This window comes from Xanthomonas protegens (assembly GCF_038442435.1).
In the GTDB taxonomy this organism is placed as follows: Bacteria; Pseudomonadota; Gammaproteobacteria; order Xanthomonadales; family Xanthomonadaceae; genus Xanthomonas_A; species Xanthomonas_A sontii.
The window spans coordinates 90547-112405 of sequence record NZ_JAQJCQ010000008.1 but is presented as its reverse complement, the minus strand read 5'-3'; the positions used below and the strand labels follow the sequence as shown (position 1 = coordinate 112405).

24 protein-coding genes and 1 tRNA gene are annotated in these 21859 nt (G+C 71.1%); 9 read left to right on the top strand and 16 right to left on the bottom strand.

The genetic code is table 11. The features are described from left to right. Positions 1-24 precede the first annotated feature (24 nt). From PIQ37_RS11185 to PIQ37_RS11175, 3 genes are all read left to right on the top strand, one after another. Entirely contained in the window at positions 25-387 is a 363-nt protein-coding gene (locus PIQ37_RS11185; protein WP_342073521.1) for a nuclear transport factor 2 family protein, read from the top strand. Next, positions 384-1178: an alpha/beta fold hydrolase gene (locus PIQ37_RS11180; RefSeq protein WP_342073520.1), complete on the top strand. Its 795-nt coding sequence runs from the start codon at positions 384-386 to the stop codon at positions 1176-1178. Before PIQ37_RS11185 ends, PIQ37_RS11180 begins: the two co-directional genes overlap by 4 nt. Before the next feature lie 142 nt (positions 1179-1320). Continuing rightward, positions 1321-1635: a putative quinol monooxygenase gene (locus PIQ37_RS11175; RefSeq protein ID WP_342073519.1), complete on the top strand. Its 315-nt coding sequence runs from the start codon at positions 1321-1323 to the stop codon at positions 1633-1635. Positions 1636-1866: 231 nt separating this feature from the next. Here the strand turns inward: PIQ37_RS11175 and PIQ37_RS11170 are convergent, their stop codons facing one another. Together PIQ37_RS11170 and PIQ37_RS11165 are read right to left on the bottom strand one after the other, a co-directional pair. After that, positions 1867-2988, bottom strand: coding sequence for a 4Fe-4S dicluster domain-containing protein (locus PIQ37_RS11170; protein WP_407136854.1), 1122 nt, complete (start codon positions 2986-2988; stop codon positions 1867-1869). 11 nt (positions 2989-2999) lie between these two features. Continuing rightward, positions 3000-3305: a hypothetical protein gene (locus PIQ37_RS11165; protein ID WP_051067605.1), complete on the bottom strand. Its 306-nt coding sequence runs from the start codon at positions 3303-3305 to the stop codon at positions 3000-3002. A 143-nt stretch (positions 3306-3448) separates the two neighbouring features. Between PIQ37_RS11165 and PIQ37_RS11160 the strand changes: the two genes are divergently transcribed. Both PIQ37_RS11160 and hemN read left to right on the top strand, forming a co-directional pair. Then, complete coding sequence (locus PIQ37_RS11160; RefSeq protein WP_342073517.1) at positions 3449-3979, top strand: group III truncated hemoglobin; 531 nt, start codon at positions 3449-3451, stop codon at positions 3977-3979. 44 nt (positions 3980-4023) lie between these two features. Then, positions 4024-5430 (top strand): oxygen-independent coproporphyrinogen III oxidase, encoded by a 1407-nt coding sequence (gene hemN, locus PIQ37_RS11155; protein WP_342073589.1) that lies wholly within the window; start codon positions 4024-4026, stop codon positions 5428-5430. Between the two features lie 174 nt (positions 5431-5604). Here hemN and PIQ37_RS11150 read toward each other — a convergent pair whose 3' ends face one another. Further along, positions 5605-5835 carry a hypothetical protein gene (locus PIQ37_RS11150; RefSeq protein WP_153750825.1) on the bottom strand — a complete coding sequence of 77 codons (231 nt, stop codon included), beginning with the start codon at positions 5833-5835 and terminating at the stop codon, positions 5605-5607. A gap of 309 nt (positions 5836-6144) precedes the next feature. Continuing rightward, positions 6145-6231: transfer RNA gene (locus PIQ37_RS11145), tRNA-Leu, on the bottom strand. A gap of 190 nt (positions 6232-6421) precedes the next feature. Between PIQ37_RS11145 and PIQ37_RS11140 the strand changes: the two genes are divergently transcribed. Then, positions 6422-7114 carry an MtnX-like HAD-IB family phosphatase gene (locus tag PIQ37_RS11140; RefSeq protein WP_026143941.1) on the top strand — a complete coding sequence of 231 codons (693 nt, stop codon included), beginning with the start codon at positions 6422-6424 and terminating at the stop codon, positions 7112-7114. Positions 7115-7119: 5 nt separating this feature from the next. Next, complete coding sequence (locus PIQ37_RS11135) at positions 7120-8592, top strand: aspartate aminotransferase family protein (protein WP_017908295.1); 1473 nt, start codon at positions 7120-7122, stop codon at positions 8590-8592. Positions 8593-8657: 65 nt separating this feature from the next. Here the strand turns inward: PIQ37_RS11135 and PIQ37_RS11130 are convergent, their stop codons facing one another. Both PIQ37_RS11130 and PIQ37_RS11125 read right to left on the bottom strand, forming a co-directional pair. Beyond that, positions 8658-9893: a beta-ketoacyl-[acyl-carrier-protein] synthase family protein gene (locus tag PIQ37_RS11130; protein ID WP_342073516.1), complete on the bottom strand. Its 1236-nt coding sequence runs from the start codon at positions 9891-9893 to the stop codon at positions 8658-8660. A 6-nt stretch (positions 9894-9899) separates the two neighbouring features. Beyond that, entirely contained in the window at positions 9900-10175 is a 276-nt protein-coding gene (locus PIQ37_RS11125) for an acyl carrier protein (protein ID WP_267093963.1), read from the bottom strand. A 112-nt stretch (positions 10176-10287) separates the two neighbouring features. Between PIQ37_RS11125 and PIQ37_RS11120 the strand changes: the two genes are divergently transcribed. Together PIQ37_RS11120 and PIQ37_RS11115 are read left to right on the top strand one after the other, a co-directional pair. Then, the gene (locus tag PIQ37_RS11120) at positions 10288-11355 is read left to right on the top strand and encodes a GNAT family N-acetyltransferase (protein ID WP_342073515.1); all 1068 of its coding nucleotides are present in this window, start codon (positions 10288-10290) and stop codon (positions 11353-11355) included. A gap of 1 nt (position 11356) precedes the next feature. Then, positions 11357-12235, top strand: coding sequence for an arginase family protein (locus PIQ37_RS11115; RefSeq protein WP_342073514.1), 879 nt, complete (start codon positions 11357-11359; stop codon positions 12233-12235). Between the two features lie 151 nt (positions 12236-12386). On the opposite strand, the gene PIQ37_RS11110 is transcribed toward PIQ37_RS11115, so the two are convergent. From PIQ37_RS11110 to PIQ37_RS11065, 10 genes are all read right to left on the bottom strand, one after another. Next, positions 12387-13640, bottom strand: a complete 1254-nt coding sequence (locus PIQ37_RS11110) for a DegT/DnrJ/EryC1/StrS family aminotransferase (protein WP_342073513.1) — start codon at positions 13638-13640, stop codon at positions 12387-12389. Then, positions 13630-14028, bottom strand: a complete 399-nt coding sequence (locus tag PIQ37_RS11105; protein WP_017914161.1) for a DMT family transporter — start codon at positions 14026-14028, stop codon at positions 13630-13632. The genes PIQ37_RS11110 and PIQ37_RS11105 overlap by 11 nt, the downstream gene beginning before the upstream one ends. After that, positions 14025-14387, bottom strand: coding sequence for an EamA family transporter (locus tag PIQ37_RS11100; protein ID WP_342073512.1), 363 nt, complete (start codon positions 14385-14387; stop codon positions 14025-14027). The genes PIQ37_RS11105 and PIQ37_RS11100 overlap by 4 nt, the downstream gene beginning before the upstream one ends. Further along, a complete protein-coding gene (locus PIQ37_RS11095) occupies positions 14387-15214 on the bottom strand; it encodes an alpha/beta hydrolase (protein WP_342073511.1) in 828 nt (275 codons plus the stop codon). Before PIQ37_RS11095 ends, PIQ37_RS11100 begins: the two co-directional genes overlap by 1 nt. 92 nt (positions 15215-15306) lie before the next feature. Next, entirely contained in the window at positions 15307-16206 is a 900-nt protein-coding gene (locus PIQ37_RS11090; protein ID WP_342073510.1) for an HlyD family secretion protein, read from the bottom strand. Then, positions 16203-16967 (bottom strand): ABC transporter ATP-binding protein, encoded by a 765-nt coding sequence (locus PIQ37_RS11085; RefSeq protein ID WP_342073509.1) that lies wholly within the window; start codon positions 16965-16967, stop codon positions 16203-16205. The genes PIQ37_RS11090 and PIQ37_RS11085 overlap by 4 nt, the downstream gene beginning before the upstream one ends. Further along, positions 16964-18097 (bottom strand): ABC transporter permease, encoded by a 1134-nt coding sequence (locus tag PIQ37_RS11080; RefSeq protein ID WP_342073508.1) that lies wholly within the window; start codon positions 18095-18097, stop codon positions 16964-16966. The genes PIQ37_RS11085 and PIQ37_RS11080 overlap by 4 nt, the downstream gene beginning before the upstream one ends. After that, the gene (locus PIQ37_RS11075) at positions 18097-19527 is read right to left on the bottom strand and encodes an efflux transporter outer membrane subunit (RefSeq protein ID WP_342073507.1); all 1431 of its coding nucleotides are present in this window, start codon (positions 19525-19527) and stop codon (positions 18097-18099) included. The genes PIQ37_RS11080 and PIQ37_RS11075 overlap by 1 nt, the downstream gene beginning before the upstream one ends. After that, entirely contained in the window at positions 19524-20948 is a 1425-nt protein-coding gene (locus tag PIQ37_RS11070) for a sensor histidine kinase (RefSeq protein ID WP_342073506.1), read from the bottom strand. The genes PIQ37_RS11075 and PIQ37_RS11070 overlap by 4 nt, the downstream gene beginning before the upstream one ends. Next, entirely contained in the window at positions 20945-21652 is a 708-nt protein-coding gene (locus PIQ37_RS11065; RefSeq protein WP_342073505.1) for a response regulator, read from the bottom strand. Before PIQ37_RS11065 ends, PIQ37_RS11070 begins: the two co-directional genes overlap by 4 nt. Positions 21653-21859: the final 207 nt, after the last annotated feature.

The following is a 21859-nucleotide window of genomic DNA, read 5'->3' as shown; positions in this document are numbered from 1 at the left end:
CCCATCAACGACGAGGAGACGGCGATGAATGACCCGAACCTGCTGGCACGTGCCTATCTTGCGCTATGGAACGATGCCGATGCGGCCTCGCGCGACCGTCGCTTGGCGGACGGCTGGATCCCCGACGCCTGCTATGCCGATCCTATGATGACGGGCGCAGGCCATGACGGCATCGCCGCGATGATCGCAGCCGCCCGCGCACAGGTTCCCGGTCACCGATTCGCGCTGCGCGGCGCGCCCGATGCGCACGATCCCTTCGTGCGTTTCTCCTGGACGCTGTCGCCCGAACATGGCGCACCGATCGCCGTCGGGACCGATATCGCCCGGCTCGCCGCGGATGGGCGCATCGCCGACGTCATCGGCTTTCTCGACAAGGACATCGCATGACGCCGGCATTCATCCCGCGTGGCGACGGCCATGCGCTGTTCGTGCGCGACTGGGGCGAGGGGACGCCTGTGGTCCTGCTGGCGGGCTGGGCGATGGACGGCCGGATCTGGGGCGACACCATGCTCCATCTCAACGCCGGGGGCCTGCGCACCATCGCGTACGATCGCAATGGCCACGGGCGCTCGACCGACCGTGCCGGCTACGGCTACGACGCGCTTGCCGACGACCTGGCCGCCGTCCTCGAGGCGCTCGACCTGGAGGGCGTCACGCTGGTGGCGCATTCGGGCGCTGGCGGCGAGGCGATTCGCTATCTCGCGCGTCACGGTCGTACGCGGATCGCGCGATTGATCCTGGTCGGTGCGACCGGTCCGCGGGTCGTCGGTGATGCCGGGATCACGCCGGCGATGGTGGACGACCTGTGCACGCAGCTGGCGTGCGATCTGTCGGGCTGGATCGACGCCAACATCGATCCCTTCGCGCCGGGGGCGTCGAGCCGCGTCAACGCATGGATGGCCACCATGGTGCTCGACTGCTCGCGCCGCGCGGTGGTCGCGTTCCAGCGCACCATCGCGCTGAGCGACCTGTCGGCGGAAGCCGCCGCGCTCGATCTGCCGGTCACGATCATTCACGGCGATCGCGACGCGTCCGCGCCACTCGAGGTGAGTGGGCGCGTCTATGCTGCGACCATTCCCGGCGCCGAACTGCTCGTCTACGAAGGCGCGGCGCACGGCGTGATGGTGACGCATGCAGCGCGGCTTGCCGGCGACATCGTCAGCCGAGCGGCGTCATGAGCTGGCTGGCCACTGCCCAGGCCGGCGTCGCAGGCCGGCTGCCGGGTACATCTGTCGCGCGCTCGCTGGGAATGCTCGCCGATCCGGTCGCCCGGGATTGGGTCCGTCCTGTCGCCGAGGCGGGACTCACGGTAGCGCACGCATGAACGCGAAGACACTCCCGGAAACGTACGTCATCACCTTCCACGTCAAAGTGGATCAGGTGGATCGCTTCCGCGCGCTGCTCGACCCGGTGCTCGATGCAATGCGTCACGAGCGGACCTTCGTGCGTGCGGCGCTGCACGTCGATCCCGAGCGGCCGACCGTGTTCCAGCTTCACGAAACCTGGACCGATCGCGACGATGTCCTCAACGTTCAACTGCATCGTCGCTATCGTCACGAATGGAATGCCGCGCTGGACGACATCCTGGTTGCGCCGAGGCACATCGCGATCTGGACCGTCGTGCGAGTGGATTGAGGTTGGATGGCAAGAGCGACAGCCACCTCGTTGCGCCGCCGATGGTCTGCCAGCGTACTGCCGACCGCACGGCAGGAGGCGCAGCGCAGGCGGCGGCCGCAGCTGTCGTGAGCTTGCTCAACGCTGCCCGGGCAACGGCGCACGAGGCCTGATGATCGAGCCGGGAAAGCGGAGTGATCTCCACGCCTGGCGCCTGCGCAAGCCGCAGACCCAGGGAGTAGCCGGATCGGCTCACGCCGCCAGCCACCACCACGCCAGCAACGCCGCCAGCAGCGTGGCGGCGCCGCCCAGCAGCCGCGGTCGGCGCCACCAGTGCCGCGGCTGGCGATCGATGGCATTGGCACCGGCCAGACGCAACAGGCCGCGAGCGAAACCATGACGATCCATGCTGCGGTCGCAGGCCTCGACGCACGCGCCGCAGGCGGTGCAGGCGTAATGCGCACCATTGCGCGGATCGATGCCGGCCGGGCAGGCCTGTACGCAGGCGTCGCAGGCCACGCAGTCGCCGAGTTGTTCGGCGCTGAACTTTGGCAGAGTGCCGGCATACGCGGCCAGCGCCTCGCCGCGGCTGCCGCCCTGGCCGGCGAGCTGGGCGATGCTGGCGCGCACGGCGTAGTCGCGGGCGGTGACGGGGTCGAGCAGGCGCCGCCCGCGCTGGGCGATGCTGCCAGTGCCGCATGCGCGGGCGCCGCGCGGTTCGCCGCGCATCGCGTCGTAGCCGACCAGCGGCGTGTCGCGGTCGCACAGCAGCGGTTGCAGGCGCGCGTACGGGCACAGGTAGCGGCAGACCTGGCTGCGCAGGAAGCCGGCGTTGCCCCAGGTGGCCAGTGCATAGAACAGCACCCAGAACGTCTCCCCGCCGCTCCAGGCGAACGGATGCAGGCGCGCGACCAGATCGGCGATCGGCACGAAGTAGCCGACGAAGCTGACCCCGGTCCACAGCGCCACGGTCGCCCACAGCAGGTGCCGTGCCGCGGCCGGCCAGTCGGCGAAGCGCCGTTCGATCCAGCCGAAGGCATGGCTCCACACCGTCTGCGGACAGGCGAAGCCGCACCACAGGCGCCCGGCCAGGGTGGTGAGCACTGCCAGCGATGCCGCGGCGGCGCCGAGCGCCAGCAGCAGCCAGCCGACGTCGTGCGGCCACAGGGTCCAGCCGAACACGTCGAAGCGCCGCGCCGGCAGGTCCAGCAGCAGCGCCTGCCGGCCCTGCCAGCGCAGCCACGGCAGCAGGTAGAAGGCGGCGAACAGCAGCCACAGCACGACGCGTCGGAATCGCGTGTACCGATGCGGCGGCGCCGGTCCTGCCGCGGCTGCGGGCGAGGCGACGACATGCACGTGGATCGGGCGAGGCATCGGCAGCCGGCTCAGGACAGCGGCGCGGCGTCGCCGTGCGGCGCCGGACGCAACAGGAAGCCGGTCAGCAGGCTCGAGGCCAGCGTCGCCAGCCAGAACATGAAGAAGCCCACCGTATAGCCCAGCTCGCGGCTCAGCTGGCGGCCGGGGAAGGTGATGTCGCGCAGCGCCAGCGGATCGACCAGGGCGAAGAACAGTACGCTCATCGCGCCGGCCACCAGGAAGCTCGGCCACAGGATCACCCCCAGCCGCTGCACCAGCGGGCGCGGCGTACCGGGATCGAGCGGGTCGAGCAGCGGATCGTCGGGAGAGGCCATGACGGTGGATTCCATCGCGAAAAGGAGGATGCGGCATGCGCCAAGGGGGCGGCGCCACACACGTCGCCGCGCCTGCCAGCCGCCTGGCCGCCAATCCCCCGTCGACACCGGCGTCGGCGCATGCCGCAGCGGCAGACTAGGCAGTGTCGGCAGTGCCGACATTGATCCTGATCAAGGCCGCCGCGGTGGCGGCGTGGAGACTGTCCGCGTCGAGCGAGGAGGAGCGGACCATGCAGGACGAGATCGAGGGCATGCCCTTGCCGGGGCCGGAACTGTGCAGCGAGGCCGAGGTGCAGGCACTGGTGGAGACGTTCTACCGCCGCGTGCGCGCCGACGCCGATCTGTCGGCGGTGTTCGCCGCGCACATCGAGGACTGGGACGCGCACCAGCAGCAGCTGTGCGATTTCTGGTCGGCGATGCTGCGCGGCACCCGCCGCTTCCGCGGCGCGCCGATGCCGCGGCACATGGCCATGCGCGAGCTCAGCGCACTGTTGTTCCAGCGCTGGCTGGGCCTGTTCCGTGCCACCACCGCCGAGCTCACCAACACGCCGATGCGGCTGCTGGCCGACGACATCGCCCAGCGCATCGCCGAGACCTTCTGGCGCCGCCACCAGATGAGCTGGTGCCCGTTCGAGCCGGCATCGCCGCTGCCGCCGGCCGCGTGCGCGGATTGATCCAGGTCAAGGCGGCCGTGCCGGGCGCCGCGCATGCTCGGTCCATGGACATCCTGACCGCGCCCGATCCCTCCGCCGCCTGGACCTTCGACGCCGACCTGCTGCGCCGCTACGACCGTCCCGGCCCGCGCTATACCTCGTACCCGACCGCACCGCATTTCCAGACCGGCTTCGGCCCTGCGCAGTTGTTCGCCGCGGTCCAGGCCAGCGATCCGCGGCGACCGCTGTCGCTGTACGTGCACGTGCCGTTCTGCCGCAATCCCTGCTTCTATTGCGGCTGCCATCGCGTGATCACCCGCGACCCCCAGCGCGGCCGCACCTACGTGCAGCGGCTGCTGCGCGAGGCGGCGATGATGGCCGCGTGTTTCGAGGGCGAGCGCGAGGTGGTGCAACTGCACCTGGGCGGCGGCACCCCCAACTTCCTCGCTCCCGAGTTGCTGGGCGAACTGGTGCAGGGCCTGCGCGGGCTGTTCCGCTTCAGCCAGGCGCCGGACCGCGAGATGTCCATCGAACTGGACCCACGCACGGTGACGCCGCAGGACATCGCCGCGCTGGCCGAACTGGGCTTCAACCGCGCCAGCCTGGGCATCCAGGATTTCGACCCGCTGGTGCAGCAGGCGATCAACCGGCGCCAGGGCGTGCACGAGACCCTGGACATCCTGCGCGCCTGCCGCGTGCACGGCATGCGCTCGGTCAACGTCGACCTGATCTACGGCCTGCCGCGGCAGACCCTGGCCGGGTTCGAACAGACCCTGGAGACGGTGATCGCGGCGCGCCCGGACCGCCTGGCGGTCTATGGCTACGCGCACATGCCGCAGCTGTTCAAGGCGCAGCGGCGTATCGCCGACGCCGATCTGCCCGACGCCGAGCAGAAGCTGGCGCTGCTCGGCCTGGCGGTCAGCAGGCTCTCGGCGGCCGGCTACCAGTACATCGGCATGGACCACTTCGCGCTGCCGCAGGAAGACCTGGCGCGCGCGCAGCGGCAGGGCAGCCTACACCGCAACTTCATGGGCTACACCACCCACGCCGACACCGACCTGCTGGGCCTGGGCGTCAGCGCGATCAGCCGCATCGGCGCCAGCTACAGCCAGAACCAGCGCGACCTGCCGGCCTGGGAAGCGGCCGTGGACGCCGGCGACAGCCCGGTGCTGCGCGGCCTGCAGCTCAGCGCCGACGACGCCCTGCGCGCCGAGCTGATCCAGCAACTGATGTGCCAGGGAAGCGTGGACGTGGCGGCGGTGGCGCGGCGCCACGGCATCGACTTCACCAGCTACTTCCGCGAGGAACTGCGCGCACTGGCGCCGCTGTGCGCGGACGGTCTGGCCGACTACCACGACGGCGTGGTCCAGGCCACCGCCCGCGGCCGCCCGCTGCTGCGCCTGATCGCCATGTGCTTCGACCGCTACCTGCGCCAGCCCGACCAGCCGGCGCGCTACTCGCGCGCGATCTGAGCGCCGTGCCGATTCCCTTGCCGTTGGCATCCCCGGTGCCGCCGTGGCGGCGGTATCGGGGACTTTTCGGTGGCGGGGGCGCGCGATATCCAAGGCCATCCCGCGGGAGGGCCTGGCGATCTTGTGTCTGGCACTCCAACCACCCGGCGCCCGTGCGGACGCCAGGATTCGATTTCAATCCAAAGACCAGCGGATGCCCAGTTCGTCGGGGTCGATATCCTTCTCTCTGAGCGCGCCGATGATGATGGACTCCAGGCTGTCGCGATCCGGTGCTCCATCCACTTCGTCCCGGATTTCCTCGCCCAGCTGTTTCTTTTCGTCGCGGGAAAGCGGGCCACTCCACGTGTCCCTGATGTACTGGGCGAACGTACGCGCGCGCTTTTCTCTTTCGTAGGTCTCGTTCACTCGCTTCTCCATAAGCAGCCGGCGCGGCTGGTGTGGCAGTGTTTCTAGCACGGTGTCGTCCGGTGCGATGCAGTGCCTGTCGCTTGCGTTCGGACAGTTTGCGGGTCATCCCACAATGGATGCGCTTTCCCGGCGCTTTCCGCCGACTGGCTGTGGGGCAAACGCTGCGCTCGGCCAGCGAACAGCCCGGGCGTCAGACACCACCGTGCATGCGGCGCATCTGTGGTGATCGGGATGATTGGCGTGCCGAGGCGGTAGAGCTGGGGCTGCCGTGCCTGATGTGGCCTGTCGGTTCCGCCTGCCAACATGTGGTGCCCGGAGCCGGAATCGAACCGGCATGGGGTCGCCCCCGGCGGATTTTAAGTCCGATGCGTCTACCAGTTTCGCCATCCGGGCCTGGTAGGGGTAGGTTGCCCGATCGCGCACGAATTGGGAACTGTGCGACCGATCCAGGCTCCTTGCGCAGAGGTGCGATGGCGCCCGGCCTACCACGCCCAATGTGAACGCTCCGCTTTCTTTCACCTCGCCGAAAGGAGTGCGAAAGACAGCGTGCCTAGGCTCTGCCCCCATCAGCCGGAGAGCCACCTTGCGCGCCCAATGGAACATCCTTTGCGATTTTGACGGTACCGTGTCCCTGCAGGACGTGACCGACAGCCTGCTCGAGCATCTCGGGCGCCCCGGTTGGCAGGAACTGGAGGACGACTGGGTCGCCGGTCGGATCGGGGCCCGCGAGTGCATGAGCAAGCAGGTCGCGCTGCTCGATGGCGACGTCGATGCGCTGCACCGGGTGCTGGATGCGGTGCGGATCGATCCGGCCTTCGTGCGCTTCGTGGCGCTGGCCGAGCGCCTGGGCATTCCGCTGAGCATCGTCAGCGACGGCCTGGACTACGGCATCGCGCGGATCCTGGCCCGCCACGGCCTGCACCATCTGCCGATCATCGCCAACCGCCTGCTGCGTACCGACGCGGGCGAATGGCGCATGGCCTCGCCGCATGCGCGCCCGGACTGCCCCAGCGGCACCTGCAAGTGCGCGGTCATGGCGCAACAGCCGCCCGAGCGCGCGACCTTGCTGATCGGCGACGGCCGCTCCGATTTCTGCCTGGCCGGCAAGGCCGACCTGGTGTTCGCCAAGGACGGTCTGCTGCGCCATTGCCGCGCCAACGGGATCGCCCATTGCGCGATCACCGGTTTCGACGATGCCATCGCCCTGCTGCCCGACCTGGCGGTGCCGGCGACCACCACCGTGTCCTTCCCGCTTCCCGTCACCCAACGAGCCTGATCCCGATGAACCGGAATGTTTCGCTTTCCTCGCTCGCACCGCTGCATGGCGATGCCGCGCCCGATCCGGAGGCGCTGCTGCGCACCGGTGCCGACCACCAGCGCGCGCTGACCGATGCGCAGATGCTGGCCGACGAGTCCCAGTACTGCTCCTACGGCGACACCGTGCACTACAGCGAGCCGCCGCGCATCTTCGGCCGCTGCGACGGCAGCTACCTGTACGACACTGAGGAAGTGCCGTACCTGGACCTGCAGATGTGGTACTCGGCGGTCAACTTCGGTTACGCCAATCCGCGCCTGAACCAGGCGCTGACCCGCCAGATCGAGACCCTGCCGCAGGTCGCCAGCCAGTACCTGCACCCGACCAAGATCGAGCTGGCCAAGACCATCGCGGTCGACGCCGAGCGCAAGTGGGGCCGCAAGGGCCGCGTGCACTTCAACGTCGGCGGCGCGCAGTCGGTGGAAGACTCGCTGAAGCTGGTGCGCAACGCCAGCGCCGGCAAGAGCCTGGTGTTCGCCTTCGAAGGCGGCTACCACGGCCGTACCCTCGGCGCCTCGGCGATCACCTCGTCGTACCGCTACCGCCGTCGCTTCGGTCATTTCGACCGCGCCCAGTTCATCGAATTCCCGTACCACTTCCGCGGCCCCAAGGGCATGTCCAAGGAAGAGTACGGCGAGCAGTGCGTGGCCAAGTTCGAGCGCCTGTTCGAGACCGAGTACAACGGCGTGTGGGATCCCAAGGCCGGGCAGTGCGAGTACGCGGCGTTCTACGTCGAGCCGATCCAGGGCACCGGCGGCTACGTGATCCCGCCGCCGAACTTCTTCACCGGCCTGAAGCGGGTGCTGGACAAGTACGGCATCCTGATGGTGGTGGACGAAATCCAGATGGGCTTCTTCCGCACCGGCAAGCTGTGGGCGATCGAGCATTTCGGCGTGACCCCGGACGTGCTGGTGTTCGGCAAGGCGCTGACCAACGGCCTGAACCCGCTGGCCGGCATCTGGGCGCGCGAGGAGCTGATCAACCCGACCGTGTTCCCGCCGGGTTCGACCCACTCCACCTTCGCCTCCAACCCGCTGGGCACCGCGGTCGGCCTGGAGACCATGCGCATGCTGGCCGAGACCGACTACGAGTCGATGGTGATGGCCAAGGGCGCGCACTTCCTGGACGGCCTGCGCGACCTGCAGAAGCGTCACCCGGAAATCGGCGACGTCGACGGCCTGGGCCTGGCCCTGCGTGCGGAAATCTGCCAGGCGGACGGCTTCACGCCGAACCGCAAGCTGCTCGACACCATGGTCGACATGGGCCTGGAAGGCGAGCTGCGCCACAACGGCAAGCGCATCGGCCTGATCCTGGACGTGGGCGGTTACTACAAGAACGTGATCACGCTGGCGCCGTCGCTGCACATCAGCCACGAAGAGATTGACCTGGGCCTGTCCTTGCTGGACCAGTTGCTGACCCGCGCCAAGCAGGTCGCATGAGCCGGGCGGGAGACGACGCGCGCGGTTCGCGTTGCCTCCCGCCGTTGTTTGCGGCGGCGGGCGTTTCAGCCCGCCGCGCGCAGCGCGATCACCGCATTGAGTCCGCCGAAGGCGAAGGAATTGCTCAGCACCGCCTGCACATCGCGGGCGCGTGCCTGGTTGGGCACGTAGTCCAGATCGCATTCGGGATCGGCATCGAGGAAGTTGGCGGTGGGCGGCACCACCTGCTCGCGCAGCGCGCCGATCGCCGCCACCAGTTCCAGCGCGCCGGCCGCACCGAGCGCGTGGCCGTGCACCGCCTTGGTCGAGCTGACCGCCAGCGCCTCGGCGTGGGCACCGAACACCTGACGCAGCGCCTTGGTCTCGCACCGGTCGTTGGCCTGCGTGCCGGTGCCGTGGGCGTTGATGTAATCGATCTGTTCCGGCGCCAGGCCGGCATCCTGCAGCGCCAGGCGCATCGCCGTGGCGGCGCCGTCGATGCTGGGCGCGACGATGTCGCCGGCATCGGAACTCATGCCGAATCCCGCCAGCTCCGCCAGCGGCAGCGCGCCGCGGGCGGCCGCGTGCTCGGCGCTTTCCAGCACGAACATCCCGGCGCCTTCGCCCAGCACCAGGCCGCTGCGCTGCGCGCAGAACGGCCGGCAGGTGTCGTCGCTGACCACCCGCATCGCTTCCCAGGCGCGGATCAGCGCCAGGCTCAGGCAGGCCTCGCTGCCGCCGGCGATGGCCACGTCGGCCAGGCCATGGCGGACCATCAGCGCGGCCTGGGCGAAGGCGTGATTGGCCGAGGCGCAGGCGCTGGACACGGCGAAGGCCGGGCCGCGCAGGCCGAAGGCGATGCTGATCTGGCTGGCCGGCGCGTTGGCCATGCTGCGCACGATGGTCAGCGGATGCAGGCGTTCGGCCTGGTCGCGGTACAGCCGGCGCGATTGCTCGTCGCGGCTGAGTTCGGCGCCGACGCCGGTGCCGACCACCACCGCGCAGCGCGCGCCGAGCGCGGCCTCCACGCGCAGGCCGGACTGGGCGACCGCCTCGTTGGCGGCGACCAGGGCCATCTGGGTCATGCGATCGAGCTGGCCGGGAGCGATGCCGCAGGTCTGCGTGGCATCCGGAGCGAACCCTTGCAGGGTCGCGGCCACGCGCATCTTCAACGTGCTGAGCGGATCGGGCGAGGGCAGGGCGGCGATGCCGCTGCGGCCCTCGCGCATCGCGCTCCACAGCGCCTCGGCGCCCAGGCCGAGCGCGCTGACCGCGCCCATGCCGGTGACCACGACGCGCCGCGCGTGCGGGGAGGCGCCCATGGCGCGTCAGTGCGCCGGTTGCGCCGTGCCGGCCGCCGCCTTGGCCGCCAGGGCGTCCTCGACCGCCTGCACCAGCTTGCCGAGCGAGCCGTCGTCCAGGTTCGGGTCGCGCTGCGGGAAGGTGATGTCGAAGTGCTCTTCGATGTCGAACAGGATTTCGATGGCCTCGAGCGAATCCACGCCCAGGTCCTGCAGCTTGGCATCCGGGGTCAGGCGCGCCGGGTCGATCTCGCCGTGCTTGGCGACGATGCTGTGGATTTGCGACTCGATGGACGGGGTCATGGCAGTGCTCCGCGAAATGAAGGGCCACCGTGCGGCGCCCGCCGCCGGTGGATCACACGCTGCGGCCTTGGCCGCAGCATCCATTCTCCACGCTAGACGATCAATCTTGCAGATGCCTTTCGTCAACCAACTCGAGCCGCAGGCCTTGCAGCGGCAGTTCCTGCAGCACCCGCCGTCCGGTTTCCTGATCCAGCCCCTGGAGCACGGGGTGCCGGCCTTCGAGGCCGATTTCGACCTGCTCACCACCGCCGAACCCGAGCTGCGCGCGAAGGTGGCGCGGCTGCCGCTGCAGCGCCTGTGGCAGCGCCTGCTGCGGCCGCGCACCAGCTTCGTCGGCAGCACCGTCAGCGAGTACGCCTGGCTGCCGCGCGCGGCCGACCCGGCGCAGTTGCCGCGGCAGTGGCGCGCGCAACTGGGCCGGCGCCGCGCGCTGATGATCGTCAAGGACGTGCCGCAGCGTTCGCCGTTGCTCGACGCCGCCGACAACGCCTGGGCGCAGGCGTTCCTGGACGCCTGCGAGCGCAACGGCTACGTGCTGCTGCGCGGGCAGGCGCTGGCCTGGGTGCCGATCGACTTCGCCTCCACCGACGAGTACCTGGCGCGGCTCTCGCGCGGGCGCCGGCGCAACATCCGCCGCAAGCTGCGCTCGCGTGCCGATCTGGGGATCGAGGTGCTGCCGACCGGCCCGGCCTTCGCCGACCCGGCGCTGCGCGCGCACTGCTATGCGCTGTACCAGGAGGTGTACGCGCAGAGCGAGATCCATTTCGACCTGCTCACCGAGCCGTTCTTCGGTGCGCTGCTGACCGACGCCGACTCGGGCGGGCAGGTGTTCGTGTACCGGCACCAGGGCCGCATCATCGGCTGGAACCTGTGCTACGTGCACGAAGGCCGGCTGCTCGACAAGTACATCGGCCTGCATTACCCGGATGCGCGCGACCACAACCTGTACGCGCTGAGCTGGATCGAGAATCTCGACTACGCCTGCCGCCACGGCCTGACGGCGTATGTCGCCGGCTGGACCGATCCGGAAGTGAAGGCCCAGCTCGGCGCCAGCTTCACCTACACCTGGCATGCGGTGTATCTGCGCAATCCGCTGCTGCGCGCCGTGCTGCGGCGGCTGCGGCCACTGTTCGAATCCGACGACGTCGGGCCGGCCACCGATGCCGCCGAGGAGGACTGAGATGCGTACCCCGGTCCTGCTCGATCTCGACGCTTCGCTGGGCGCAGTGCCCGACGCCGTGCGCCTGCCATTGCGCGACTGGTGCGACGGCCTGCGCTTCGCCTGCTCGATGGCGCGGCTGCGCCGCTTCGGCGCGGCGCTGGAGCAGGCGCTGCCGGCGCGGTACGGCACCGTGCTGCTGGGCAGCGGCGATTTCCATCACCTGAGCCTGCCGTTGATCGTGCGCCTGGCGCAGCGTGCGCAGGCGCCGTTGCGGGTGGTGGTGTTCGACAACCATCCGGACAACATGCGCTTCCCGTTCGGCGTGCACTGCGGTTCCTGGGTACGCCGCATCGCCGCGCTGCCACAGGTGGCGCAGGTCGAGGTGGCCGGCATCACCTCCGGCGACGTCGGCCCCGGCCATGCCTGGGAAAACCATCTGCTGCCGCTGTACCGCGGCAAGCTGCGCTACTGGTCCAGTGGCGTGGACGTGGGTTGGGCGCGGCGATTGGGCCTGGGCCAGGCGGTGCGCGGCTTCGACAGCGTGAGCGAGCTGAGCGACGCCTTCGTCGAGCACCTGCGGCGCACGCCGATGCCGACCTATCTGTCGCTGGACAAGGACGTGCTGGATCCGCAGGACGTGCGCACCAATTGGGATCAGGGCCAGTTGCGCGTGCCGCAGTTGCTGCAGGCGATCGAGGCGCTGCGCGGGCAGGTGTGCGGCAGCGACATCACCGGCGAGGTCTCGCTGGCCCATTACCCGCAATGGTGGAAGCGCAAACTGGCAGCGCTGGATGCGCAACCCGAACCCTCGCCGGCGGATCTGGCGGCCTGGCAGGCGCAGCAGCACGCGTTGAACCTGCGGCTGCTGGCGGCGCTGGAAGCGGCCAGCGTCGGCTAGCGCGGCCCCTGTCTGTCTGTAGGAGCGGCTTCAGCCGCGAGAGGCGTTATCGGTAATGCCCTCGCGGCTGAAGCCGCTCCTACAGGAGTCTTCCCGTCGTTACGCGAGGTGCATTTTCACCGTGACGCTGGTGAAGCCGCACGTCGCGCAATCAGGCGCTCGGCGCAGCGGCGTGCACCAGATCGATATCCAGCGGTGCCGGCCCGACCGCGCCGGCGCAGGCCGCCTGCAGCGTGGCGACGATGGTCTCGAAGCGCGCCTCGTCCAGCCAGGGGCTGTTGCTGATGCTCAGGCAGCGCGCGGCGAAGTCGCTGGCGTTGGGCATCGGCGTGCGCTCGACGATGCCGTCCAGGTAGTCGTAGTCGGGCAGGGCGTGCACGAACGGCACGGCCACCCCGAGTCCGCGCGGCCACAGCGCATCCAGCACCGATTCGCGTGCGGCCGCATCGGGCAGCAGCACCATCAGGATCGGCCAGCTGCCCTGGGCGCCGGCGGTATCGGCGACCACGCTCAGGCCGGGGACGCTGGCCAGGCGTGCGCTGCGACGCCGGCCCTGTTCGCGGATCTGCGCAAGAAATGCCGGCCAGCGCACGCTGGCGCGCACGCCGACGCCTTCGCGCCAGGCGCCGACCGCGTGCTGGGCGATGGCCGTGCCGAAGCGGTCGCCGGCTGCGCCGATGCGGTCGCCGCGACGCAGCGCGCGGCGCACCGGTGCGCCGTATGCCCAGCGCAGCGGCTGCGGCCGATAGAGTGCGGCATAGCCGAGCAGCTCCAGGCTGCGCCGCAGTTCCCAGCGCCAGTCGCGCTGGCCCAGGCGCGCGGCGGTGTCGGCCAGGCTGCGCTGCAGCGGCGCATGCCGCGACATCAGCAGCCCGCCTTCGTACAGCGTGAGGCCCTTGCCGGCGGCCAGGCTGCAGAAGCCGATGTCGCCGCCCAGGCCGGCCGGGCGGCCGTCGGGGTGCACGCCACCCAGCGCCTGCGCCGCGTCCTCGATCAGCAGCGCGCCGCAGCCTTCGGCGGCGCGGCGCAGCGGCGCCAGGTCGATCAGGCGCCCGCCCAGATGGGTGGCGATGATGGCCAGGGTGTCGCTGCCGCAGCGTTGCGCCAGCTGCACCGGGTCCAGTTCCAGCGAGCCGGGCAGCAGATCGCACAGCACCAGTTGCAGGCCGCAGTGCGCCACCGCCAGCGCCACCAGCGGGCAGGTGTAGGCCGACACCAGCACCTGCCGGCGCCGGTTGGCCGCGGTCAGGGTGCGCAGGGCCACGATCAGCGCGGCGGTGCCCGAGCAGGTCAGCAGCGCCTGCGGCAGGCCGAGCGCGCTGGCCAGGCGTTCGCGCGGCCGACCTGGCCACAGGTCGCCCCACTGCAGCGGCAGGCCGGCGGTCGGCGGAATTTCAATGCGCATCGGCGGGATCCGCGCGCTCGCCGATCGCCAGGCAGACGATGCCGCCGACGATCAGCGCCGCGCCCAGCGCCTGCAACAGGCCGATGTGTTCGTTGAACCACCAGGCCGACAGCAGCATCACGCTGACCACTTCCAGGTGCGAGGCGGCGAACGCCGGGCCGATCGGTGCGTGCTCGAGCAATTTCATCCAGGTGAAGAAGGCGCCGATGTAGCCGAGCAGCGCCGCGTACAGCCATGGGCTGCCCAGCAGGCGCAGCACCCAGGCCAGTTCGGCCTGCGGCGGGAACGCGTGCGTGCCGGCCAGCTTGAAGCCGATCTGCGCCAGGGTGTCGAAGCTCAGCAGCAGGGCGAAGCCCACCGCATAGCGATGCAGCGGTGGCCGGCTCATGAGCCCAACCCCACCACCGCCACGCCGGCGCTGACCAGGCAGATGCCGGCCACCTGCATGCGCCCGAGGCGTTCGCCGAACAGCCAGCGCCCGGCCAGCATGATCGCCACGATGTTGATCGAGCCCAGCAGCACGCCGCGGCCCAGCGGCACCAGCGACAGGAACGCGGTCCAGGCGAGGAATTCGAGCACGTAGCAGGCCACGCCGAACCACAGCTGCGGCTGCCGCGCCATACGCTGCCAGCGTGCCATGCCGGTGCCCTGCGGGTGGCTGGCCACGTACTTGAAGGCCAACTGGCCGGCGGTGTCGAGGACCACCGTCGTCAGCCAGATCGCCACCACCGAGCCGCTCATCGCCATCAGGCGGCCGCCTGCTGCGGGGTGGTCAGGGCCGCGAAGAACTGCGCCAGGCGCGCGCCGAGCACGCGCCGTTCGCGGTCCAGGGTGATCATGTGATAGCTGTCGTGCAGCAGCAGCAGCTCGGTCGGCCCGGACACGTTGGCGATCACCAGCCGCGCATTGCGCAGGTCGGCGATGTCGTCCTCGGTCGCGTGCGCGACCAGGCATGGCGCGACGACCTTGGGCAGGTCGCGACGCACCTCGCGCGCGAGCAGGTACATCTCGGCCAGGGCGTGCCACGGGTTGCCGGGCAGGCCGGCGGCGCTGCTGTCGCCGCCGAGCATGGCGCTGCTGACCTGGGCGCGGATGCGCTCGTCGCGCAGGCCGTACGGCGGCTCTTCCAGGAACATGCGGCGCTTGCCGATGCCCAGGCGCTTGAACCACGGCAGCAGGAACGCCAGCCGCGCGCGCTTGGGGATGTTCCAGCCGTCGTAGCGGAAGGTGGCGCCGAGCACGCCCACCCCGTCCACCCACTGCGGACGCTCCTGCGCCAGGCGCAGCGCCAGCACCGCGCCCATCGACAGCCCGGCCACGAACAGCCGGTCGACCTGTGGGCGCATGCGTGCTGCCGCCGCCTCGACGCTGGCGTACCAGTCGCGCCAACTGGTGGCGAGCAGGTCGTCCTCGTCGCCGCAGTGGCCGGCCAGTTGCACGCCGTGGACGCTGAAGCCTTCGCGGTTCAGGCTCTTGCCGAGCAGGCGCATCTCGCTGGGCGTGCCGGTCAGGCCATGGATCAGCAGCACGCCATTGCGGCCGCCTTCGAAGTGGAACTCGGCAGATTGGATCATGTGAATGGGCGCGGCTGTGCAGTCTCGGCAATCCGTGCAGGGTCGCCGCTGCGCGTTTCAGCAGCCTTTCGCCGCCGCGGCGGCGTGCAAGCTCAATGCTTGGCCGCGGCCGGGTTGCGGAAGCGCACCAGCACGCGCTGGCCCAGGCGCAGGGTCGAGGGCTGGGTGAAGGCCAGCACGCAGGCCACGCTGCGGTCGTTGCCGGCGGGCGTGGCGTCGTCGTGCAACTGGGTCGGGCCGTAGGCCGGCGCCAGCCAGCGCACCACCGCCTGGCCGAGCACGGTCTGGCGGCCGTCGTCGCTGATGACCTCGGCGGCCATGCCCGGGGTGACGCTGCCGGCATAGCTTTCGTTCAATTCGGCGCGGACCAGGCGCGGCGCGTCCGGCAGCAGGGTCAGCAGCGGCGCGTTGGCCTCGCTGCGCGCGCCGACCGCGGCCGAGAGCTGCAGGACGCGGCCGGCCACCGGCGCCTGCAGCCGGTACTGCGCGCGCTGCAGCTCGGCCGCGCGCACCTGCGCGTCGGCCAGCGCCGCGTCGCTGCGTGCGGTGTCCAGCGCATCGGCCAGGCTCTGTACCGCGTCGCTGGCATCGTCGGCGGTCTGCCCGTCGCCGGCGCCCAGGCGCGCGGCCTCGGCCAGCCGCCGTTGCTTCTGCTGGGCGCTTTGCAGGCGCTGCTGCAGTTGCTTCAGGTGGGTCGCCGCGGCCTGCGCGCGGGTACGGGCGATGTCCAGGTCGACCGCGGCGGCACGGTCGTCGCCGGCGACCAGCACGGCGCCTTTCTGCACCGCGTCGCCCTCGTGCACCGGCACCTCGCGCAGGGTCGCGGCGACCGGCAGGCCGAGCTTGAGCACGCCGCCTTCCACATCGATGCGGCCGCGCGCCACCGCCAGGTAGGCCGGGGTGGCGGCCGGCGCCTGGGCCGGCGTGCGGTCCGAGGGCGCGCATGCGGCCAGCAGCAGGCTCAGCAGGGGCGCGGCGGCGAACGCTTTCATGGTGCGGGATTCCGTGAGGGCAGGGGCGAGGGCGGCGCGTTGACGCGGCGGTCGTCGAGGATGCGGCCGTCCTCCATCGACAGCACGCGGTCGGCATGGCGGATCAGGCGCGGGTCGTGGCTCACGCACAGCACCATGGTGTTGTGGCGGCGCGCGATGCGGTGCAGCAGGTCGATCACGATCTGGCCGTTGCCGGCGTCCAGCGCGCTGGTGGGTTCGTCGGCGAACAGCAGCGCCGGGTGCTTGGCCAGCGCGCGGGCGATCGCCACGCGCTGCTTCTCGCCGCCGGACAGTTCGGCCGGGCGCAGGTGCTGGCGGTGGGCGATGCCGACCTCGGCCAGCGCCTCCTCTGCACGGCTGCGCACTTCCGCGGAGGGCAGGCCCATGTACTGCAGCGGCAGCCGCACCTGGTCCAGCGCGCACAGCGCCGGGAACAGGTTGAAGCCCTGGAAGATGAAGCCGGTGTGGCGCAGGCGGAACTGCTCCAGCGCGGTGGCGCCGAGCGCGCCCAGCTCCTCGCCCAGCGCCAGCACCTGGCCGGCGTCGGCGCGCTGCAGGCCACTGAGGATCGACAGCAGCGTGCTCTTACCGCAGCCCGACGGGCCGGAGATCAGGGTCAGCTCGCCCGGCCACACCTGCAGCTCCACGTCGCGCAGCACCGGCGTGCGCAGGCTGCCGGAGACGAAGCTCTTGCACAGCCCGCTGCCGCTGAGGGTGGCGGCGGCCGGGTGCAGCGCGGCGGGGGCGACGATGCGGCTCATCGCAGCAGCAACGCCGGATCGGCGCGGCGCAGCCCGCGCAGCGCGGCCAGGGCCGAGACCACGGTCAACAGCATCACAGCACACACGCACAGGCCCCAGCCGCTGGCGTTGAACGCCACCGGCACGTCGTGCGCGCGGGCCAGCGCGACTAGCGCCGCGCCCAGCGCACTGGCGCCGATCAGGCCCAGCGCACCGACCCAGGCGGCCTGTTCCAGCACCACCCAGCGCAGGTTGCGCATGCTCACGCCCAGCGCGTTGAGCGTGGCGTACTCGCGCGCGGCGCCGAGCACGGTGCCGAGCAGGGTCTGGCTGGTGATGGCCACGCCGACCAGCAGCACGATGCCGCCGAGGAACAGCACGCCGGAGCCGGCGCCGGTGTCGAACATCCAGAACAGGATGCTGCGCCGGGCGAAATCGTCGGCGCTCCAGGCTTCCACGCGCGGTCGCGTGACCGCGCTGTCGATCGCCTGCGCCACCGCCTGCGGGTCGGTGCCGGGACGCAGCCTGGCCACCATGTAGGTCGGCCAGTCCGGGTGCGCGGTGTCGCTGTTGAGCGCACGCGCGGTGTCCAGCGAGGCCAGCACGTTGACCCCGCCGAGCGCGCGCAGGCCGCGGCCGACCCCGATCACCCGCACGCGGTGGCCGTTGATGCGCGCGCTGCTGCCGACGCCGACGCCGAGCTTGTCCAGTTCCGCGCGATCCACCACCACGGTGTCCGGTTCGCGCAGGGCCGCGCGCAGGGCCGGGCTGAGCAGGCGGGAAAACATCAGCCCGCCGTCGCGGGTATCGATGCCGGAGATGTAGACCGACACCGCACCGGTGTCGCCGGGGCCGCGCCAGTCGCCGTCGAACCAGATGAACGGCTCGACCTGCACCACCCGCGGGTCCAGGTACAGCGGCGCGGCCGCGTCCGGATCGATGGCGCGGCCCTGGTCCACGCTCTGCGTGCCGGGGTAGCCCAGCCACAGGTCGGCGTCGGAGCCGGACACATAGACGCTGGCACTGCCGAAGATGCCCAGCACCAGCGCGGTCTGCAGCAGCAGCAACAGGCTGGCGAAGCCCACCGACACCACCACCGGCAGGAAGCGGCGCCACTCGTAGCGCAGGGTCTGGCGGGCCAGCGCGACCATCAGGGCTGTGCGCCTTCGTGGTCGCCGACGGTGCCTGTGCCGGGGATCGGCGCAGTGGCGCTGCCCAAGGCGGTGTGCAGGGCGACGTAGGCCAGGTCGCGCTGGCGCTGCGCTTCCAGCAGTTCCAGCGCGGCCTGGTCGCGCGCGGCCTGCTGCGTGGCCACGTCCAGGTCGCTGCCCAGGCCCAGCCGCCGGCGCTGCTGCGCGACCTCGCTGGCCTGCTGCTGTGCCTGCAGCACCTGCTGCTGGGTCTCGACGTTGCGCCGCTGCTGTTCCAGTGCGGTCAGCGCGTCCTCGACCTCGTTGACTGCCTCCAGCACGGTCTGCCGGTAGGCCAGGGTGGCCGCTTCCAGCAGGTCGCCGCGTGCCTTGGCCTTGGCGTGGCGGATGCCCCAGTCGAACAGCGGAATGTCGATCACCGGGCCGAACGAGGCGATGCCGTGGGTGGCGGTGCGGCGATGGCTCAGCAGGGTGGTCGACCAGCGGATCGAGCCGCCCAGGCCGATGCTGCCGTACTGATCGGCGCGGGCCAGATCCAGCGCGCCGGCCGCGCTCAGCACCTCGGCTTCGCGCGTGGCGATGTCCGGACGCCGGCGCAGCAGGTCGGCCGGGACGCTGTCGACCGCGGCGATCTGCAACGCCGTCGTCGCGGTGCTGGCCGCGGCCGTGCTCCATGCCGGGTCGGGCGTGTCGCGGCCCAGCAGCACCGCCAGGCGCCGCGCGGCTGCGGCGGCGGCATCGCGCGGCTCGCTCATGGCGGTTTGCGCCTGCAGCGCGGCGGCCTGCGCCTGCGCCGCGGAGGCCGGCGTGGCCAGATGCAGGTCGACCAGCGTCGCCTGCAGGGTCGCCTGGCGCTGGCGGGCGGCGACGACATCCTGCTGCAGCCGCTCGGCCTGCTGCGCGTGGCGCAGGTCGATCCAGTTGCGGGTCACCTCGGCGATGGTCGCCGCGCGGACCTGCGCCAGGTCGGCCTGGGCATTGTCCAGATCGCCGCGGGCCATGCGCCGGGTCGCCTCGCCGCGGCCGAACAGCGGCAACTCCCATTCCGAGTCGAGCCCGACCACCAGGAACGAGGCGCTGGCATCGGGGTCGATCGGGTCGAGGGTGCGCGCACGCAGCTGCGGGCGCTGCGATGCGCCGGCCACGGTGTCCAGGCGCCGCGCCGCGCGCAGCTTGGCCAGCGCCTGGCCGACGTTGAGGTCGTCGCGCAGTGCCTGCGCGACCAGCGCGTCGAGCTGCGGGTCGTGGAAGTCCTGCCACCAGGCCGTGCCGGGTGGGCGCGGGACCGCGGCCTGCGGCGTCGGGCTGCTCCACCGCGCAGGCAGCGACTGCTGCGGCAGGTCCGGCAACGGCGTGCTGGCGCAGCCGGCCAGGGCCAGTGCGGCGGCCAGCGTCAGCACGCTGGCCGGGCGGATCCGGATCCGGCTCATGCCTGCGGCTCCGCGCCGGCCGGCAGGTCCAGCTCCGCACGCAGGCCACCCAGCGCCGAGCGCCGGTAGCGCAGCGTGGCGTGGTGGCGGGCGGCGATGTTGGCGACGATCGCCAGGCCCAGGCCGGTGCCGCCTTCGGGCGCGTCCGGGGCGCGGAAGAAGCGCTCGCCCAGGCGCGGCAGCAGGGCCTCGTCGATGCCGCTGCCGGCGTCGTCCACGGCCAGGCGCACGGACAGCGGATCGCGCCGCAGGCTGACCGTGACCACGCGGCCGGCGGCATGGCGGAACGCGTTGTCCAGCAGGTTGTCGAGCAGCTCGCGCAGCGCATAGGCGTCGGCGGCGACCCAGGCCGCAGCCGCGTCGTCGTCGCCGCCGTCGTAGCCCAGGTCCACGCCGGCGTGCAGGGCGTCCGGGATGCGCTCGGCCAGCGCCTGCGGCAGCCATTGCGCCAGGTCCAGCGGCAGCAGCGGGCGGATGCTCTCGCGCGGCGCCTGGGTGCGGGTCAGCGCCAGCAACTGGGTGGAGGTGCGGGTGGCGCGGTCGGTCAGCTGGCGGATGTGCTGCAGCGCCTGCGCGGTGTCTTCCGGACGCTGGCTGGCCTGGGCGCGCTGTACGTGCATGCTCAGCCCGGCCAGCGGCGTGCGCAGTTGGTGCGCGGCATCGGCGAGAAAGCGCTCCTGCAGCGCCATCATGTGCTTGAGGCGGCCGAGCAGGCCGTCGATGGCCTGGGTCAGCGGCACGATCTCCACCGGGATGTCGGGACCGGACACCGGGCTGAGGTCGCGCTGGCTGTCGTCGAGCCGCCGCACCGCCGGCTCCAGCATGCGCAGGCCCACGCGCACGCCGTGCCAGACCAGCACCAGCAGCGAGCAGGTGAGCAGCAGTTCGGTCGGCAGCATCAGCACCAGGATTTCGCGGGCGCGGCGGTGACGGTCGTCCAGGGTCTCGGCCACCGACACGGTGAGCCAGTCGCCCGGCTCCAGCGCCGAGGGCAGCAACAGGCTGGCCACACGCACCGGCACGCCGTTGTCCATGCGGTCGTCGTACAGCATCACCCGGCCGACTTCGGCCGGATCCGGATGCGCCGGAATCGGCTGGGTGCTGCCGCTGATCACTCCGTGGCGGCGGCTGTCCAGCTTGAAGAACACCCGGCCGTCACTGCTGTACTCCAGCAGTTGCCGCGCCTGCAGGGTCAGCGGCATGCGCTCGCCGGGGTCGTTGACCGCATTGGCCAGGCCCTGCGTGTCCTCCTTCAGGTCCATGTCGTGGACATGATTGGTGTACTTGAGCATCAGCAGGTAGAACAGCGCCGAGATCGCCAGCATCAGCAGCGCGGTCGGAATCAGCAGGAACGCCAGCAGTCGCTGGCGCAGGCTGGGGTGGCGGTATGCCGGCGACTGCGCGGCCGCGGTCGCGCTCACTGCGGCAGCTGTGCGTGGTCGGCGGCCGGCGAGGCGGCGCGCGACTCCTCCAGCAGATAGCCCAGGCCGCGGATGGTGCGGATGCCGACGCCGGCGCCGTGCAGCTTGCGCCGCAGGCGGTGCATGGAGATGTCCAGGCCGTTGTCGGTGATTTCGTGCTGCCAGTCGCACAGCGCTTCGGTCAGCTGGCTGCGGCTGACCACGCGCCCGCTGCGCAGCAGGAGGGTCTCCAGCAGCGCGAACTCGCGCGCGGTCAGGTCCAGCGGCTGGTCCTGCAGCCACACCCGGCGCCCGGCCAGGTTGATGCGCAGTTGCCCCAGCACCAGTTCCGGCACGCCGCCGCTGCTGCTGCGACGCAGGAGCGCGCGGGTGCGGGCGAGGAACTCGGACAGTTCGAAGGGCTTGATCAGGTAGTCGTCGGCGCCCTGGTCGAGCGCGTGGATGCGGTCTTCCACGGCATCGCGCGCCGTCACCACCAGCACCGGGATCTCGTCGCGGCGCGCGCGCAGGCGCTGCAGTACCTGTAACCCGTCGCGGCGCGGCAGGCCCAGGTCCAGCACCAGCAGTTGATAGCTTTCGCTGCCGAGCGCGCGCTCGGCGGCGGCACCGTCGCTGACATGGTCCACCACGTGGCCGCACTCGGCGAGCGAGTCGCGTAATGCAACGGCAATGGACGTATCGTCTTCGGCGACCAGGATGCGCATGATGCGAAATGCTTGCAACGGGGATGTGGGAAAACCGTCGTAATCGGCGGCGGCGAAGTCGCTACGTTCACATACGTGGATGTAGCTTCGATGGAGTCTGCATCCAGATTCTGCGATGCGGTGATGACCATTGTCATCCATGACATCGCTGCGCGCTCGCCGGTCCTGACCCGCCGGGTAGGAAAAATCCTATAGCCGGCCGCGGCA

Bases quoted from the DNA above. Each gene is read 5' to 3' on its own strand.
- PIQ37_RS11110 (WP_342073513.1), bottom strand. From the start codon at position 13,640: ATGCGCATTGAAATTCCGCCGACCGCCGGCCTGCCGCTGCAGTGGGGC.
- PIQ37_RS11170 (WP_407136854.1), bottom strand. From the start codon at position 2,988: ATGCCTCGCCCGATCCACGTGCATGTCGTCGCCTCGCCCGCAGCCGCG.
- PIQ37_RS11175 (WP_342073519.1), top strand. From the start codon at position 1,321: ATGAACGCGAAGACACTCCCGGAAACGTACGTCATCACCTTCCACGTC.
- PIQ37_RS11105 (WP_017914161.1), bottom strand. From the start codon at position 14,028: ATGAGCCGGCCACCGCTGCATCGCTATGCGGTGGGCTTCGCCCTGCTG.
- PIQ37_RS11135 (WP_017908295.1), top strand. From the start codon at position 7,120: ATGAACCGGAATGTTTCGCTTTCCTCGCTCGCACCGCTGCATGGCGAT.
- PIQ37_RS11090 (WP_342073510.1), bottom strand. From the start codon at position 16,206: ATGAAAGCGTTCGCCGCCGCGCCCCTGCTGAGCCTGCTGCTGGCCGCA.
- PIQ37_RS11075 (WP_342073507.1), bottom strand. From the start codon at position 19,527: ATGAGCCGGATCCGGATCCGCCCGGCCAGCGTGCTGACGCTGGCCGCC.
- PIQ37_RS11165 (WP_051067605.1), bottom strand. From the start codon at position 3,305: ATGGCCTCTCCCGACGATCCGCTGCTCGACCCGCTCGATCCCGGTACG.
- PIQ37_RS11120 (WP_342073515.1), top strand. From the start codon at position 10,288: ATGCCTTTCGTCAACCAACTCGAGCCGCAGGCCTTGCAGCGGCAGTTC.
- PIQ37_RS11085 (WP_342073509.1), bottom strand. From the start codon at position 16,967: ATGAGCCGCATCGTCGCCCCCGCCGCGCTGCACCCGGCCGCCGCCACC.
- PIQ37_RS11065 (WP_342073505.1), bottom strand. From the start codon at position 21,652: ATGCGCATCCTGGTCGCCGAAGACGATACGTCCATTGCCGTTGCATTA.
- PIQ37_RS11130 (WP_342073516.1), bottom strand. From the start codon at position 9,893: ATGGGCGCCTCCCCGCACGCGCGGCGCGTCGTGGTCACCGGCATGGGC.
- PIQ37_RS11180 (WP_342073520.1), top strand. From the start codon at position 384: ATGACGCCGGCATTCATCCCGCGTGGCGACGGCCATGCGCTGTTCGTG.
- PIQ37_RS11185 (WP_342073521.1), top strand. From the start codon at position 25: ATGAATGACCCGAACCTGCTGGCACGTGCCTATCTTGCGCTATGGAAC.
- PIQ37_RS11080 (WP_342073508.1), bottom strand. From the start codon at position 18,097: ATGGTCGCGCTGGCCCGCCAGACCCTGCGCTACGAGTGGCGCCGCTTC.
- PIQ37_RS11095 (WP_342073511.1), bottom strand. From the start codon at position 15,214: ATGATCCAATCTGCCGAGTTCCACTTCGAAGGCGGCCGCAATGGCGTG.
- hemN (WP_342073589.1), top strand. From the start codon at position 4,024: ATGGACATCCTGACCGCGCCCGATCCCTCCGCCGCCTGGACCTTCGAC.
- PIQ37_RS11100 (WP_342073512.1), bottom strand. From the start codon at position 14,387: ATGGCGATGAGCGGCTCGGTGGTGGCGATCTGGCTGACGACGGTGGTC.
- PIQ37_RS11125 (WP_267093963.1), bottom strand. From the start codon at position 10,175: ATGACCCCGTCCATCGAGTCGCAAATCCACAGCATCGTCGCCAAGCAC.
- PIQ37_RS11115 (WP_342073514.1), top strand. From the start codon at position 11,357: ATGCGTACCCCGGTCCTGCTCGATCTCGACGCTTCGCTGGGCGCAGTG.